This is a genomic window from Hydrocarboniphaga sp. (assembly GCF_028291725.1).
In the GTDB taxonomy this organism is placed as follows: domain Bacteria; phylum Pseudomonadota; class Gammaproteobacteria; order Nevskiales; family Nevskiaceae; genus Hydrocarboniphaga.
Window position 1 is genome coordinate 72,797 of the sequence record NZ_JAQGNT010000070.1, and the last position, 13,872, is coordinate 86,668.

A 13,872-nucleotide genomic window follows, 5' to 3' on the forward strand; every position below is an offset into this window, starting at 1 on the left:
GGAGAACACCATGACTCAGGATCTCAAGGGCGTCGTCGCCGTCGTCAGCGGCAGCAGCCGCGGTGTCGGCCGCGGCATGGCCGTGGCGCTGGGCGCGCACGGCGCCACCGTCTACGTCACCGGACGCACCGCCAGCGCCGGGCAGAGCGAGTTCCCCGGTTCGGTGGCCGAGGCCGCCGAACAGGTCACGGCCGCGGGCGGCAAGGGCATCGGCGTGACCTGCGATTTCAGTAGCGACGAGCAGATCGCCAGCCTGTTCGAGCGCGTGGCCAAGGAACAGAACGGCCGGCTCGACATCCTGGTCAACAACGCGGCCTATATCAACAACGAAATCTTTGCCCACGGCGGCTTCTGGGAGAAGTCGCTGGACACGGTGCGCCTGCTCGATGTCGGCCTGCGCTCGTCGTTCATCGCCAGCTGGCACGCCGCCAAACTGATGGTCGCGCAGCGTCGCGGCCTGATCTGCAACACCTCGACTTACGGCTCGGTGTCGTACATTCACGGGCCCATCTACGGCGCGCAGAAAGCCGGGCACGACAAGTTCGCGGCCGACATGGCGGTGGACCTGCGCGAGTACGGCGTGGCTGCGGTGTCGTACTGGTTCGGCGCGGTGGCCACCGAGCGCCACGCGCTGGTCACCGCCGACATGCCCGAAGGCTACGACGCCGGTGATGCCGGCAGCTTCAAGGTCACCGAGACGCCGGAGTTCGGCGGTCATGTGCTGGCGGCGCAGTATCTGGACCCCAAGCTGATGGAGCGTTCCGGACACACCTTCATCGTCGCCGAGCTGGCGCAGGAATACGGCATCAAGGACGCCGGCGGCGTCGAGCCGCCGAGCTATCGCCAGTACCTTGGCGATCCGCGCGTTCCGCATCGCTCCGCCATCGTCTGAGCTGGCGCCCTCGCCATGCGTGAAGCCCTCATCGTTTCCACCGCGCGCACGCCGATCGGCCGTGCCGGCCGCGGCGCGCTCAACCACATCAAGTCGCCGACGCTGACCGCGCACGCGATCCGCCACGCGGTCGCGCGCGCCGGCATCGACGGCGCCGAAGTGGAGGATGTGCTGATCGGCGCTGCGCTCACCGCCGGCACTGCGGGCCGCAACCTCGCGCGCGTGGCCGCACTCGCCGCGGGCCTGGGCGAAACCGCCTCGGGCCAGACCATCGACCGCCAGTGTTCCTCGGGCCTCATGGCGATCGCCACCGGCGCCAAGCAGATCATCGTCGACGGCATGGACGTGGTCGTCGCCGGCGGCTCCGAGAACGTCAGCGCCTTGTCGCAGCCCTACCTGGAATGGGCGATCCGCGACAAGGACGAGAACGTGATCGCGCTGTCGCCGCACGCCTACCTGCCGATGCTGCAGACGGCGGAGTTCGTGGCGAAGAAGTACGGCATCTCGCGCGAGGCCGCCGATGCGTTCTCGCTGGTGTCGCAGCAGCGCACCGCCGCCGCGCAGCAGGCCGGGCGCTTCGATGCCGAGATCGTGCCGATCACCGCGACCATGCAGATCGTCGACAAGGCCAGCAAGGCCGTGAGCTACCAGGAAGTGACACTCACGCGCGACGAAGGTCCGCGCGAAACCACGCTGGAGAAGCTCGCCGCGCTCGAATCCGTGATCAAGAGCGGCGGCGTGGTCACCGCCGGCAATGCCAGCCAGCTGTCCGACGGCGCTTCTGCCTGCGTGCTGATGGAAGCGAGCCTGGCTTCGCGCCGCGGCCTGCAGCCGCTGGGTGCTTATCGCGGAATGATGGTGGTGGGCAATCCGCCCGAAGAGATGGGCGTGGGCCCGGTGTACGCGATCCCCAAGCTGCTCGCGAAGCATGGCCTGAAGATCGGCGACATCGGCCTGTGGGAACTCAACGAGGCCTTCGCCTGCCAGGCGCTGTATTGCCGCGACACGCTGGGCATCGATCCCGATCTGCTCAACGTCAACGGCGGTGCCATCGCGCTGGGCCATCCCTTCGGCATGACCGGCTCGCGGCTCACCGGACATGCGCTGATCGAAGGACGCCGGCGCGGCGCCCGATACGTGGTGGTGACGATGTGTGTGGGCGGCGGCATGGGTGCCGCCGGCCTGTTCGAAGTGTACTGAGCGCGCAGCGCCTGAACTTATCAACGCGGTAATGAGGAGAAGAAAATGAACAGATTCGAAGGCAAGGTGGCGATCGTGACCGGCGGCGCATCCGGCATCGGCGCGGCGGTGTGTCGCCGCATCGTGTCCGAAGGCGGCAAGGTGGCGGTGGCCGACGTGTCCGGCGATCGCGCCGAAGCACTGGCCAAGGAGATCGGCTCCGCCGCATTCGCGGTGCAGTTCGACGCCGCCGAGGCCGAGTCGATTCAGAAGATGGTGGAGGCCACGGTCCAGCACTTCGGTCGTCTCGACGTGCTGCACAACAACGCCGCCGATATCTCGGCGCCGATCCAGATGGGCGACACCACCGCGGTGGACATCGACATCGCGATCTGGGACCGCGTGATGCAGGTCAACCTGCGCGGCTACCTGCTGGGCTGCAAGTACGCCATTCCGCACATCATCAAGAGCGGCGGCGGTTCCATCGTCAATACCGCCTCGGGCGCCGGTGATCGCGGCGACCTCGTGCGCATCGCCTACGGCGTGTCCAAGGGCGCCATCTACACGCTGACCAAGTACGTGGCCTCGCAGTACGCGCACGTCGGCGTGCGCTGCAATGCGGTGGCGCCCGGCCTGGTGCTGACGCCGGCGCTGGCAGGCTCGCCGCCCGGCATGATGGAAATCCTCAAGCGCCACACGCTGCTGGAATTCGGCAAGCCCGAGGACATCGCCGCGCTGGTGGCCTTCCTCGCATCCAGCGAGGCGGGCTACATCACCGGACAGATCTACGGCATCGACGGCGGCCTGACCATGCACAACCCCATGCACGCCGATCTCAAGGACTACATGGACAAGGCCGCGGCCGCTCACGTCGCCGCCTGATCCACGCCCACCGGACTTCGAAGCGAATGGAAACCTTCCCGCGCGGCCGCGCCGCCATCGTCGGCGCCGCCACCTACGGCATGGGCGAATGCCCCGGGCATCGTCCGCTCGACATGGCCGCCAAGGCAGCCGCGCGGGCGCTGGCCGACGCTCATCTCACGCTGCCCGACGTCGACGCGCTGTTCGTGGCGCTGCCGGACGATGCGCTCGGCGGCCTCGCCGCCGCCGAGTATCTGGGCATCCGTCCGCGCTACAGCGACTGCAATCGCACCGGCGGCTCGGCGTTTTTGAGTCATGCCATCGTCGCTTCGCTGATGCTCGACGCCGGCTACATCGATTGCGCGCTGATCCTGTACGGCAGCAACCAGCGCAGCGCCGGCGGCCTGGTGACGCTGCGCAAGAGCTCGCCGTTCGAAACGCCGTACAAGCCGATGAACCCGCTGTCCTCGTATGCGCTGGCCACCGCGCGCCACATGCACCAGTACGGCACCACGCGCGAGCAGCTCGCCGAAGTCGCGGTGGCCGCACGCCGCTGGGCCAACCTCAATCCCGAGGCCTTCATGTACGGCAAGGGCGAGCTCACGGTGGAAGAGTGCGTCAAGGCGCGCATGGTGTCCGATCCACTCAGCGCGCGCGATTGCTGCCTGATCACCGATGGCGCCGCCGCGCTAGTGATCACGCGTGCCGACCGCGCGAAGCACCTGCGCGCCGATCCGGTCTACATCCTCGGCGCCGCCGCGGCGGTGGAGCACGCGAGCATCGACCAGATGGCCGATCTCACGGTCACGCCGGCCTTGGAATCCGGCAAGCGCGCGTTCGCGCTGGCCGGCGTGAAGCCCGCGGACATCGACGTGGTCGAGCTCTACGACGCCTTCACCATCAACACCATCCTGTTCCTCGAAGACCTGGGCTTCTGCCCCAAGGGCGAGGGCGGGCGCTTCGTCTCCGAAGGCCGCATCGCGCCGGGCGGCGAGCTGCCGGTGAACACCAACGGCGGCGGCCTGTCGTGCTGCCATCCGGGCATGTACGGCCTGTTCACGATGGTGGAGGCCTGTGTGCAGCTGCGCGGCCACGGCGGCGCGCGCCAGGTAGCCGGCGCCGAACTCGCGCTGGCCCATGCCAACGGCGGCGTGCTGTCCAGCGAGGCCACGATGATTCTCGGCACCGCCGCAACCCTCTGACCTGCATCGTTCCCCTCTAGGAAAACTCCACCATGGATTTCTCGCACTACACGTTCTTCAAGGTCGAGCGCGCCGGCAAGGTGCTCAACATCACCCTCAACAATCCCGAGAAGCTCAACGCCTTCAGCGAGGCCGGGCATCGCGAGATGTCGCGCATCTTCACGGATGCTGCCGAGGACGACGACAGCGACCTCATCGTCGTCACTGGTGCCGGCCGCGCCTTCACCGCCGGCGGCGATCTCGAATACATGCAGAAGCTGCGCGACGAGCCCAAGCTCATGCATCGCACGATCCGCGAGGCCAAGCGCATCGCCTTCAGCCTGCTCGACTGCGACAAGCCGATCATCTGCAAGGTCAACGGCGACGCCATCGGCCTGGGCACGACGCTGGCGCTGTTCAGCGACATCGTGTTCGCGGTGGATACCGCGCGCTTCGGCGATCCGCATAACAATGTGGGCCTGATCGCCGGCGACGGCGGCGGCCTGATGCTGCCGCAGTTCATCGGCTACGCGCGCGCCAAGCACTATATGTTCACGGGCGATCTGATCAAGGCGCCGGAAGCGGCGCAGATGGGGCTGATCTACGCTTCCGTGCCGGCGGATCAGCTCGACGCCGCGGTGGATGCCTACGTGCAGCGCCTGCTGAAGATGCCGGTACAGTCGCTGCGCTGGACCAAGGCCACGGTCAACATCGGCCTGCGCCAACTCGCGCACAGCATGATGGACGCCGGCATGGCCTACGAGATGATCGCCGGGCAGACCCAGGATCATCAGGAAGCGATCAACGCCTTCCGCGAAAAGCGCAAGCCCAGGTTCACGCACGAGTGACGACGGCCCGATGAAGTCGGGAGGCTATCAGGTCAAGCTTCAGCCTTCTCTAGATCCAAGATCGAGCAGGCTGAAGTCCGGCTGCATTCGATTTCTCACGAGAAATCCTTAGGCAGCAGGTAATCGTAGGAGGCATCGCTGACATCGCGACGCCCTTCACCTTCCGCCATCCAAGCGTCGATACCGCGGGTATCGTCCAAGTCGTGAACATAGCGGCGCTCGTCAAGAGCCCAGCGCCCGGAGCGGCGCGACCAGCGATCCAAGTAGCGCCCACGGCCCGTGGTCTGCACCAGCTGCTCGCCGTTGCGGTAGCGCAGCGCGGTGGTAACGTAACTTTCGCTGACCGCACGGTCGCCGTCGAGTGTCATCCCGATGTTGGTTATCTGGTGAGAGTGCGTGATGAATGTCTCCCTATGCAGGCGAAGGGCGAAGTCGATGAAGTCGCGTCCGCTGCCGCGAAACAGCGAGCCGTAATCGGCCCGGCTGTCGTCATGCCATAGGGAGTAGCCGAGCTCCGCGTCGCAACGATCCATGGCTCGGCAATAGCGGTAGATCAGATCCTTTAGCGCCTGACGATCGGCCAGCGTCCGTACCATCGCCGCCAGTTCATCATGCGTCATCGCGCCCCCAGAAAGACCAAGCGTTTGCTCATGATTCCCATACCAACGGCAGCGAGAGCGGCTGAATGATGGGGCCGATCGAGGTGAGCAATTCGACGCCCGGCTTGATGCGGAACTCCGGAATCGCCTTCAGGAACTCCTCCATCGCGATGGTCAGCTCGCGCCGCGCCAGAGGCGCGCCGATACAGCGATGCGGGCCTGAGGCGAAGGTGGTGTGGCGCGGGTTGCGGTCCAGCCTCACTTCGCCGGGATTGTCGAAGGCTTCGGGGTCGCGGCCGGACAACGAGGTCACCATCGCGGCGCGGTCGCCCGGCATCAGCTGCACGCCGCCGATCGAAATGGGCTTGATGCAGGTGCGATATGTCGTCACCGCTGCGTAGGCACGCAGGAATTCTTCCACCGCGAGGGGAATCAGCTCCGGTTGCGCGCGCAGCAGGTTCTGATGCTCGGGGTGTTCAGCCAGATGGCGGAACAGCAGGCCGATGTGCGTGGACACCGTGTCCAGCCCCGCGAGGAACAGCAGAAATCCGAAACCGAGCATCTCGTCCCGCGTCAGCTTGCGGCCCTGCAGCTCGCTGTGGATCACGTAGGTGAGGAAATCGTCCTGCGGCTCGCGGCTGCGCTGTTCGATGGTTTCAACCATGAAGTCGCGCACCAGTCGCGCGCCCTCGGTCATCTCTTCCAGCGAGCGCGGGTGCGTCATCATCAATTCCCAGCGCATGAACTTCGGCAATTCATCGAGTGGCAAGCCCAGCAACTCCAGGAACACCTGGATCGGGAACTGGAAAGCGAGGTCCTGCATGAAGTCGCACTCACCCTTGGCCTGGATCTTCGCGACCGCCTCCTGCGCGAACTGGCGCACGCTTGCTTCCAGCGTCGCCATTTTCTTGGGTGAGAACAGCGGGTTCAGAAGATTGCGATAGTACTGATGCTGCGGCGGATCGATTTCCGTCGGAATCGGGCTCCAGGTTTCGCCGAGCAGCTTTGCGAACGGCGAAAAATCCTTGCTCGAAAAGTGCTCCGTGTCTTGGTAGATATCTGTTTGATCCTTGCGCCGCTGGAACACCCACATCGGCTGGCCGCCGGGATAGCCGTTGGTGGAATAGAACACGGGCGGATAGTCCCGGTGCAGGGCAGGAATGATGGTCTCGTAGGGGTTTTCCGCCGTCACGGTGCCCAGCGACATCGGATACGAATGGCGCACCAGGTCGTTGGGTACGTGGCTGGGTACGGGCGGCGGTGCCGGGGTCTGACTCAAATCCATGGTGATTCTCCTGCGGTGGGTTGGGGTGCTCGGCTCGTCATCGAAGCGCCAGGGCGCGAAAAGAGGCTTTCAACTGATTGCAGGCCTCTCGTCCTGACGGTCTGCAGCATGCCTTGCGGCGGCCCTTGAAAAGACGCTCAGATCGCCGGTGCGAGCCTTCACGGTCAAGGTGATGTGTTCAAACTTCCAGCCCTGCTGCGTACGCAGCAGCCGGTTGGTGTAATAGCCGAACACGGTGGCGCAGGCAGTGATGTCTCCGGCGGCGAGAAAATGGCTGGCCTGTAGATACGACACGCAGATGGCGTGATCACCTTCGATGCAGTGCACATGGTTACTGCTGATGTGTTGTGTGGCATCGAAGCCACCGAAGCCACCGGCCATGAGCTTTACCCACTCGTCCGAGGCTAAGGTCAAGGCGAAGCCGGGCTGGAAGCTGCTGTAGTCGACACCGATGACGTCCGCGCACAAGCTGCGAAGAAAGGGCCAGTCGCGCTGGTCTAGCGCGGTGGCATAGCCCAGCACCACATCGCTGATGGCGGCTCGATCGGCGAGCTGCTCTTGAAGGGCTGACATGCTGCGCCTAAGGAATCAGCACGCCGCCGTCCACCGCCAGCGTCTGCCCGGTGATGAAGCGCGCCCCATCGCTGACCAGGAACAGCAGCATCGGCGCGAGATCGGTGTCCGGGTTGCCGAACTTTCCGCCCAGCGGAATCATCACAGCGAGCATCGCGTCGTGCACCTTCAGTTCTTCCGGCGTCATCTGCGCGCGATGCTTGTCGTACATCGGTGTCCACATGCCCGGAGCAACGGCGTTCACGCGGATGTTGTATCGCGCCCACTTCTTGGCCACGGTACGGGTCCAGCTGGTGACGGCACCCTTGGACGCGGAGTAGGCCGCACCACCTGGCATGCCGATGACGCCTGCAGCGGAGCCAAAGTTGACGATGTGCCCGCCCTTGGTCTTCAGGTGCCGGAAGGCGGCTTGGTTGGTAAACATCGTGCCCTTGGCGTTGATGTTCAGCATGCGGTCCCAGTGTGCCTCGGTGATGTTCTCCGCGGGATCGAGCAGTATGACGCGCTTGCCACGAATGTTCATGCGGATACTCCTGAAGACAGCGGAGCGTTGAGATCACCGATGTCGATGGTGTTTGCGCGGGAGCCGGCCATGTGTGTCCTTCGCTGCTTTGTCGGTGGGGCGCTTCAGCGAGGTGGCAGCAGGCCGTCGTCGCGCCAGCGCTGGATCCATCCGAGCAGGCTCGTGGCAGTGTCAATGCACTCGTGAAAGCCGGCCTGGCGAATCTTGATGGTGCTTGTCAGTACCGAGCAGCGGCCACTGCTGTAGAGCATGAAGTCGGCCAGTGCGCAGGATTCGCCGAGCAACCGGCGAGGATCGCGCGGTGCTGTCAGGCCGTGGCGCTCGACCAGCTGAGCCCAGGTATCGGCATGGTCGTCGACGAAACGCTGCAGCGAGATCTCCTGCGACTCGCCGACCGTGACGCCAAAGGCATCCGCCAGGATTGGCCACAGGTCGCGCCAGCTGAAGACATCGCCATTGGTGACGTTGAAGATCTGGTTGTGCGCGCTCGGCGCGCCGCCGCTCCAGGCGATGGCCTTGGCCAGCAAGTCGACATCGACCATTTCCACCACGCCCTGCTGGTCGCGCGCACCAGGGAAGGGAAGGGCAATGCCAAGCGCCTTGTGAATGGCCGCGAAGATCGCGATCACCAGTACCGAATTCAGATTACTGTCGCGACCGCCGCCGGCGATGACCGGCGCGCGCAGCACGGTCCAGCTCCAGGCTTGGCCCTGTGCGCGACGGCGCAGCTCGTCTTCCTGGCGAAAATAGAAATCGTCGTTGTCCGGTCGCGGCAGGCTTTCGCGCAGCGGCACTTTGCGGAACTCGTCGCCGCGATGCACCGCGTAAGCCTTGGTGCCGTGGATCACGCAGATGTGGCGCAGCCCATGCGCCTGCGGCAGCAAGGCATCGAGCAGATTGGCGAACATGCGGCCGTTGCGGACGATGTAATCCGGATCGGTCCAACTGGCCACCAGGCTGCCCGGTGTCTCGTTGACTGCGGCGTAGACCACGCGGGTGACATCAGCCAGTTTCGCCGCCGCTGCGGCGCAGGCCACGGCATCGAGCAGGTCGAGCTGCAAGTACTCGGCGCCGGCCACCGGAATGCTCGGCGCATGTCGTGCCACCCCCAGCACTCGGCGGCCATCGGCCACCAGCCTGCGAACAGCTGCGGCCCCGACAAAACCGGAAGCCCCCACCACGAGAATCGTTCCAGTGCTCATGACCTTATCCCAGCTTCACCCTGACCTGGTCGATCTCGCCCTGAAGCCAGAATCAATACCAGCGGTTTTTCGGCGGGCTCTGAGCCAGCAGCTGTTCGTGGGCAAGGATGTAGGCCTGCAATGCCGCGCGATGTTTTGGTTCGCCGGCGAGCGCCATTTCGCTCAGATGGATCGCTTCCAGGCCGCGGCCGCGCCAGCGGCGACGACAGGCTGGCCAGAGCGATGGAGATCGAGCCCGGGCGCGTCCGCTGCGGCGGTGCGGCCGGCTGCGTGGCTGGATTCCAGCGATGGACCGGCGGAAGCGAGTTGCTCATGGGGTTCATCCTGCGATCGAGAAGCCGCCGTCGACGTTGATCGTCTGGCCGGTGATGTAGGCGGCGGCGGGACTGGTGAGGAACAGCACTGGGCCCGAGATGTCGTCCGGTACGCCGAAGCGTCCCAGTGGCGTGCGGGACAGCATCGGTGCGAAGGCTTCGGGGCGATTGGTCACCACCGATGTCTGGCGCGAGGCGGTCATGCCGGCGGCAACGGCATTGGCGCGGATGTTCTGCGGCGCGCCGGTAATCGACAGCGTCATCATTAGCTGTACCAGGCCGCCCTTGGCGGCGCCGTAGCCCGGCACGATCGGCATGCCGAAGAACGATGCCATCGAGGCGATACCGATGATGCTGCCGCCGCCTTGCAGCTTACTTTTGGCCAGCAGCGGAAAACAGGCGTGAGACAGGCGATAGACGGACGTCAGGTGCATCTCGATGGCGATGGCGAAGTTGTCCGGGATCGATTCGTCGATGCCTATGCTGGCCAGGCCGATGCCGGCGCTGTGTACCAGCACGTCGAGTTGCGTCAGCTCCGCCGCGACCCGCGCGATGTTGGCCTTATCGGTGACGTCCAGCTGCAGATAGCGATAGCCGGACAGATCTTCTTCGTATTTGTCGGCGGACCCGCGAGTGCCGGTAATGGTGACGCTGGCACCTGCCTTGCGATAGGCCTGCGCAACACCTGCGCCGATGCCGCTAGTGCCGCCGGTGACCAGCACATGTGCGCCTGAATAGTTGAAAGCCACGCACGGCCAGGTCGATGCGTTCGCCATTGTTCGCCTCTCTGTTCGTTTTGGAGTCGCCGCCAACGTGGTGGTTGCGTGCGATGAAGAATAGGGGTGAAGACGCCAGGGCGGCAGCAAATCTCGTTTCGCATGTGCGCCATCATGTTGAGGATCCGTCATGGCGAGCGGCGCCCATCACGCAGATGCTGCAAGTGAAATATTCATGGGCCAGGCCCTTGCGCGCATAATGTCCCTTGGGTAAGGACGCGCCGCGGAGGAGAACCATGACGCCGAGCCAAAAGCCTGTGAGTCTAGAAGCGTCTTCACGTCTTCAGGCCAGCATCGCGCTGCCTGGGATGGAGTGCCAGATCTACGATTGCGAGTGGGAGCGTCCGACGGAGGCGCTGGAGGTGCTGCGTGACCACGTGATCTGGCTGTCGCTATCGCCGCTACCGGAAAGCGTGAGCGTGGAGTTCGAGCCGCTGCGCGGGCATTATTGCAAGGCCGGCTACGTCAATTTCGCTCCGGCAGGTCAGGAGATGCGAGCCCGTTCAAATGGAGGGGCGCAGCGACTGCTGGTATGCCGGGTCAAACCGCGGCAGCTCGAAAGCGTGCTCGATCGCCGCATCGAGTACTCCGCACCGGAGCTGCTCGCCGGTCTCGATCTGCGCGACCCGGAAATCCGCAACACGCTTACGCGCATGGCGCGCGAGTTGCTGTCACCGGGGCTCGCTTCTGGCACGCTGATGGAGTCGCTGAGCACCTCGCTGCTGATCGACGTGGGCCGCTACTTGCACCTGCGCCGCGCCGACTGCGAATCGGGCAACGGCCGCCTAACCAGCTGGCAGCTGCGCCGCATCACCGATAGTGCTGAAGCCGAGCGCCAGCCGCGGTTGTCGGAGCTGGCACGAATGTGCGGCGTCAGCGTTCGGCACCTGGAACGCATGTTCAAGGCCAGCACTGGCGAAACCGTCCAGCAGTTCCTCGCTGCGCGCCAGCTGGCGCGTGCGCGCAGCTTGCTAGCCGATGGTGAGCTGCCGCTCAAGGCCATCGCGATCCAGCTGGGCTTCCGCCATGCGGCCAGCTTCGCCGTGGCTTTCCGCCGCAGCAGCGGCGAAACGCCGAGCGGCTACCGCCAGCGCAACCGCTGCGGCCGCGCCGCCTAGGGGCTGGGCATGCTGCAGGGATGACTCGGTAGCAAGGGCCGATCCGCACGTCTGGCGGGTATGGTCCCGGACGATGGTCGCCAGTCCGATCAGGCGTTTATCCGCAGCCAGGTGGCTGCCGGACTATGAGATAATCTTCGAACTAAGGGATTGTCAGAAAATTATCTACAAATTATCTACGCTTCCCCGGAAAGAGCGAAAAGCACGCATGAGCGAGACCATGATCCACAGCAGTTCTGCGCCGGTGTTGCTGACGATCACCGACGGCATCGCCGAGATCCGTTTCAACCGCCCCGAAGTGCTCAACGCGGTCGACGTGACGACGGCGATCGCGTTTCGCGACGCGGTGGCCGCGGCTTCGGCCGACCCGGCCACGCGCGTGATCCTGTTGACTGCTGCGGGCCGCGCATTCATCGCCGGCGGCGACCTCGCGTTCTTCCGCGCCGCGGGTGAGAAGGCGCCGGATGCCGCGCGCGAACTCATCGGCCCGATCCACGACGCGGTCGAGGGCCTGGCCACGGCGCCGCAGCCGGTGCTGGCGAGCCTGCACGGCGCGGTGGCCGGTGCCGGCATGAGCGTGGCGCTGGCCGCGGACCTCGCCATCGCGGCCGACAACGCGGTGTTCAACATGGCCTACGCCAAGGTCGGCAACTCGCCGGACTGCTCGGCCTCGTGGACGCTGCCGCGCCTGGTGGGCCTGCGCAAGGCCATGGAGATCATCATGCTCAGCGACAATCTCGACGCGGCCGAGGCCTTGCGCCTCGGCCTGGTCAATCGCGTGGTGCCGCTGGCCTCGCTCGAAGAAGAAACACGCAAGCTCGCGCGGCGGCTCGCGGATTCCGCGCCGCTGGCGCTGCGCAGCATCAAGCGGCTGCTGCGCGACAGCGGCTCGCGCAGCCTGCATGCGCAGCTCGACGAGGAAGCCGCGCAGTTCGCAGGCAATGCCGGCAGCGCCGACTTCCGCGAGGCTCTGGAAGCGTTCTTCGGCAAGCGCAAGCCGAAATTCGAAGGTCGCTAGGCCGGAATCAAACAATCGGAGCAGGAGCAGCAGATGGATATCAAAGGGGTAGCAGCGCTTGTCGTCGGCGGCGCATCCGGGCTTGGCGCCGCCACGGCGCGTGCCTTGGCCAAGGCCGGCGCGAAGGTTTCGATACTGGACTTCAATATCGACCTCGCGAAAGCCGTCGCCGCCGAGATCGATGGCTTCGCGGCGCAGTGCAACGTCACCAGTTCCGACAGTGCCGAGCTGGCCGTCGCCGCGGCGCGCGAGGCGCATGGCGCAGCGCGCATCCTGATCAACACCGCGGGCATCGCGCCGGCGGCCAGGATCGTCGGCAAGAACGGGCCGATGGCGCTCGACGAGTTCCGCAAGGGCATCGAGGTGAACCTGGTCGGCACCTTCAACACGCTGCGCCTGGCCGCGGCCGACATGATGAAGCTCGATCCACTCGAAGACGGTGAGCGCGGCGTGATCGTCAACACCGCGTCGGTCGCGGGCTATGAAGGCCAGATCGGCCAGGCCAGCTATGCCTCGTCGAAGGGCGGCGTGATCGCGCTGACGATCCAGGCCGCGCGCGAGTTCGCGGCCTCGGGCATCCGCGTCTGCACGATCGCGCCGGGCCTGTTCGAGACGCCGATGATGGCCGGCCTGCCGGAGAACGTGCGCGCGAGCCTGGCGGTGACCGTTCCGTTCCCGCAGCGGCTGGGACGCGCCGAGGAATATGCGAAGCAGGCGATCAACATCGTCGAGAGCGTGTATCTGAACGGCGAGACCATCCGCCTGGACGCGTCGCTGAGAATGGCGGCGCGCTGACAGCGCGATCGCAGGCCAGCGCGGGCTGCGCACTCAGCCTGCGCTGTCGATCTCGGGAGCGCCGAAGCCTTCCGGCAGATTGTGGTCGAAGCACTTTTCCTCGCGGCGCTCGCTGATGCGCCAGCCGTCCGCGGTGCGCACCAGCGCGTCGTCGTACCAGAGGCCGACGAACATCGTGTGCCGGCCCTTGCCCGGCACGTCCATCACCATCGGGTTGAAGCAGATCATTCTCGAAGTGGCGCGATCGCCGTCGAGCTGGATCGACAGATTGCCGTTCATGTGCAGGTAGGAGACGAAGACCGCCGGCAGCACCTGGCTCAGCCAGGCCTTGACCTGGGGAAAGCGTCCGTCGATGCCGCCCATGGCGCGGTAGTCGATATAGGCATCGGGCGTGAAGACGCGATCCAGCTCATCGAACCGCCGTCGGTCGATGGCGCTGGCGTAGTCGGTCATCAGTTGCTGGATTTCGAGACGATCCGATATTTCCTGCAGTTTGAGCACGATGTTTTCTCCCGATCTCTGTCTGTCTGCGCGCCGCCGTTACAACTCGACCATCTCGAAGTCCGCCTTGCCGGTGCCGCAGTCCGGGCACTTCCAGTCGGTCGGCACGTCCTCCCAGCGCGTGCCGGGCGCAATCCCTTCCTGCGGAAGACCCAGCGCTTCGTCGTAGATGAAACCGCAGCTGAGGCACTGCCAGGTTTTCACGGC

The 13,872-nt window shown here is 65.4% G+C and carries 16 protein-coding genes; 8 read left to right on the forward strand and 8 right to left on the reverse strand.

The window, feature by feature from the left end; translation table 11 throughout:
* Positions 1–10: 10 nt before the first annotated feature.
* From JWQ90_RS19535 to JWQ90_RS19555, 5 genes are read left to right on the forward strand one after another with little or no spacing between them, the layout of a single operon-like run.
* Positions 11–892 carry an SDR family NAD(P)-dependent oxidoreductase gene (locus JWQ90_RS19535; RefSeq protein ID WP_299696694.1) on the forward strand — a complete coding sequence of 294 codons (882 nt, stop codon included), beginning with the start codon at positions 11–13 and terminating at the stop codon, positions 890–892.
* A 15-nt stretch (positions 893–907) separates the two neighbouring features.
* Complete coding sequence (locus JWQ90_RS19540; protein WP_299696695.1) at positions 908–2,092, forward strand: acetyl-CoA C-acyltransferase; 1,185 nt, start codon at positions 908–910, stop codon at positions 2,090–2,092.
* Positions 2,093–2,137: 45 nt separating this feature from the next.
* The gene (locus JWQ90_RS19545) at positions 2,138–2,953 is read left to right on the forward strand and encodes an SDR family oxidoreductase (protein WP_299696696.1); all 816 of its coding nucleotides are present in this window, start codon (positions 2,138–2,140) and stop codon (positions 2,951–2,953) included.
* 26 nt (positions 2,954–2,979) lie between these two features.
* A complete protein-coding gene (locus tag JWQ90_RS19550) occupies positions 2,980–4,134 on the forward strand; it encodes a thiolase (RefSeq protein WP_299696697.1) in 1,155 nt (384 codons plus the stop codon).
* A gap of 32 nt (positions 4,135–4,166) precedes the next feature.
* Positions 4,167–4,961, forward strand: a complete 795-nt coding sequence (locus tag JWQ90_RS19555) for an enoyl-CoA hydratase/isomerase family protein (RefSeq protein WP_299696698.1) — start codon at positions 4,167–4,169, stop codon at positions 4,959–4,961.
* Positions 4,962–5,056: 95 nt separating this feature from the next.
* Here JWQ90_RS19555 and JWQ90_RS19560 read toward each other — a convergent pair whose 3' ends face one another.
* The 6 genes from JWQ90_RS19560 to JWQ90_RS19585 form a co-directional block, all read right to left on the reverse strand.
* On the reverse strand, positions 5,057–5,581 hold the full coding sequence (locus JWQ90_RS19560) for a nuclear transport factor 2 family protein (RefSeq protein WP_299696699.1): 525 nt from the start codon (positions 5,579–5,581) through the stop codon (positions 5,057–5,059).
* Between the two features lie 28 nt (positions 5,582–5,609).
* On the reverse strand, positions 5,610–6,845 hold the full coding sequence (locus JWQ90_RS19565; protein WP_299696700.1) for a cytochrome P450: 1,236 nt from the start codon (positions 6,843–6,845) through the stop codon (positions 5,610–5,612).
* A gap of 69 nt (positions 6,846–6,914) precedes the next feature.
* Entirely contained in the window at positions 6,915–7,418 is a 504-nt protein-coding gene (locus tag JWQ90_RS19570) for a nuclear transport factor 2 family protein (protein ID WP_299696701.1), read from the reverse strand.
* A gap of 7 nt (positions 7,419–7,425) precedes the next feature.
* On the reverse strand, positions 7,426–7,941 hold the full coding sequence (locus tag JWQ90_RS19575; RefSeq protein ID WP_299696702.1) for an SDR family oxidoreductase: 516 nt from the start codon (positions 7,939–7,941) through the stop codon (positions 7,426–7,428).
* Between the two features lie 104 nt (positions 7,942–8,045).
* A complete protein-coding gene (locus JWQ90_RS19580; RefSeq protein WP_299696703.1) occupies positions 8,046–9,143 on the reverse strand; it encodes an NAD-dependent epimerase/dehydratase family protein in 1,098 nt (365 codons plus the stop codon).
* 319 nt (positions 9,144–9,462) lie between these two features.
* Complete coding sequence (locus JWQ90_RS19585) at positions 9,463–10,233, reverse strand: SDR family oxidoreductase (RefSeq protein WP_299696704.1); 771 nt, start codon at positions 10,231–10,233, stop codon at positions 9,463–9,465.
* Between the two features lie 236 nt (positions 10,234–10,469).
* Here JWQ90_RS19585 and JWQ90_RS19590 point away from each other — a divergent pair, with 236 nt between their 5' ends.
* From JWQ90_RS19590 to JWQ90_RS19600, 3 genes are all read left to right on the forward strand, one after another.
* Positions 10,470–11,351, forward strand: a complete 882-nt coding sequence (locus JWQ90_RS19590) for a helix-turn-helix transcriptional regulator (RefSeq protein ID WP_299696705.1) — start codon at positions 10,470–10,472, stop codon at positions 11,349–11,351.
* A 208-nt stretch (positions 11,352–11,559) separates the two neighbouring features.
* On the forward strand, positions 11,560–12,369 hold the full coding sequence (locus JWQ90_RS19595) for an enoyl-CoA hydratase-related protein (protein WP_299696706.1): 810 nt from the start codon (positions 11,560–11,562) through the stop codon (positions 12,367–12,369).
* 33 nt (positions 12,370–12,402) lie between these two features.
* A complete protein-coding gene (locus JWQ90_RS19600; RefSeq protein WP_299696707.1) occupies positions 12,403–13,164 on the forward strand; it encodes an SDR family NAD(P)-dependent oxidoreductase in 762 nt (253 codons plus the stop codon).
* A gap of 33 nt (positions 13,165–13,197) precedes the next feature.
* Here the strand turns inward: JWQ90_RS19600 and JWQ90_RS19605 are convergent, their stop codons facing one another.
* Complete coding sequence (locus JWQ90_RS19605) at positions 13,198–13,665, reverse strand: nuclear transport factor 2 family protein (RefSeq protein WP_299696708.1); 468 nt, start codon at positions 13,663–13,665, stop codon at positions 13,198–13,200.
* A gap of 39 nt (positions 13,666–13,704) precedes the next feature.
* Positions 13,705–13,869, reverse strand: coding sequence for a rubredoxin (locus tag JWQ90_RS19610; protein ID WP_299696709.1), 165 nt, complete (start codon positions 13,867–13,869; stop codon positions 13,705–13,707).
* Between the last annotated feature and the right edge of the window lie 3 nt (positions 13,870–13,872).

Bases quoted from the DNA above. Each gene is read 5' to 3' on its own strand.
- JWQ90_RS19535 (WP_299696694.1), top strand. From the start codon at position 11: ATGACTCAGGATCTCAAGGGCGTCGTCGCCGTCGTCAGCGGCAGCAGC.
- JWQ90_RS19540 (WP_299696695.1), top strand. From the start codon at position 908: ATGCGTGAAGCCCTCATCGTTTCCACCGCGCGCACGCCGATCGGCCGT.
- JWQ90_RS19545 (WP_299696696.1), top strand. From the start codon at position 2,138: ATGAACAGATTCGAAGGCAAGGTGGCGATCGTGACCGGCGGCGCATCC.
- JWQ90_RS19550 (WP_299696697.1), top strand. From the start codon at position 2,980: ATGGAAACCTTCCCGCGCGGCCGCGCCGCCATCGTCGGCGCCGCCACC.
- JWQ90_RS19555 (WP_299696698.1), top strand. From the start codon at position 4,167: ATGGATTTCTCGCACTACACGTTCTTCAAGGTCGAGCGCGCCGGCAAG.
- JWQ90_RS19560 (WP_299696699.1), bottom strand. From the start codon at position 5,581: ATGACGCATGATGAACTGGCGGCGATGGTACGGACGCTGGCCGATCGT.
- JWQ90_RS19565 (WP_299696700.1), bottom strand. From the start codon at position 6,845: ATGGATTTGAGTCAGACCCCGGCACCGCCGCCCGTACCCAGCCACGTA.
- JWQ90_RS19570 (WP_299696701.1), bottom strand. From the start codon at position 7,418: ATGTCAGCCCTTCAAGAGCAGCTCGCCGATCGAGCCGCCATCAGCGAT.
- JWQ90_RS19575 (WP_299696702.1), bottom strand. From the start codon at position 7,941: ATGAACATTCGTGGCAAGCGCGTCATACTGCTCGATCCCGCGGAGAAC.
- JWQ90_RS19580 (WP_299696703.1), bottom strand. From the start codon at position 9,143: ATGAGCACTGGAACGATTCTCGTGGTGGGGGCTTCCGGTTTTGTCGGG.
- JWQ90_RS19585 (WP_299696704.1), bottom strand. From the start codon at position 10,233: ATGGCGAACGCATCGACCTGGCCGTGCGTGGCTTTCAACTATTCAGGC.
- JWQ90_RS19590 (WP_299696705.1), top strand. From the start codon at position 10,470: ATGACGCCGAGCCAAAAGCCTGTGAGTCTAGAAGCGTCTTCACGTCTT.
- JWQ90_RS19595 (WP_299696706.1), top strand. From the start codon at position 11,560: ATGAGCGAGACCATGATCCACAGCAGTTCTGCGCCGGTGTTGCTGACG.
- JWQ90_RS19600 (WP_299696707.1), top strand. From the start codon at position 12,403: ATGGATATCAAAGGGGTAGCAGCGCTTGTCGTCGGCGGCGCATCCGGG.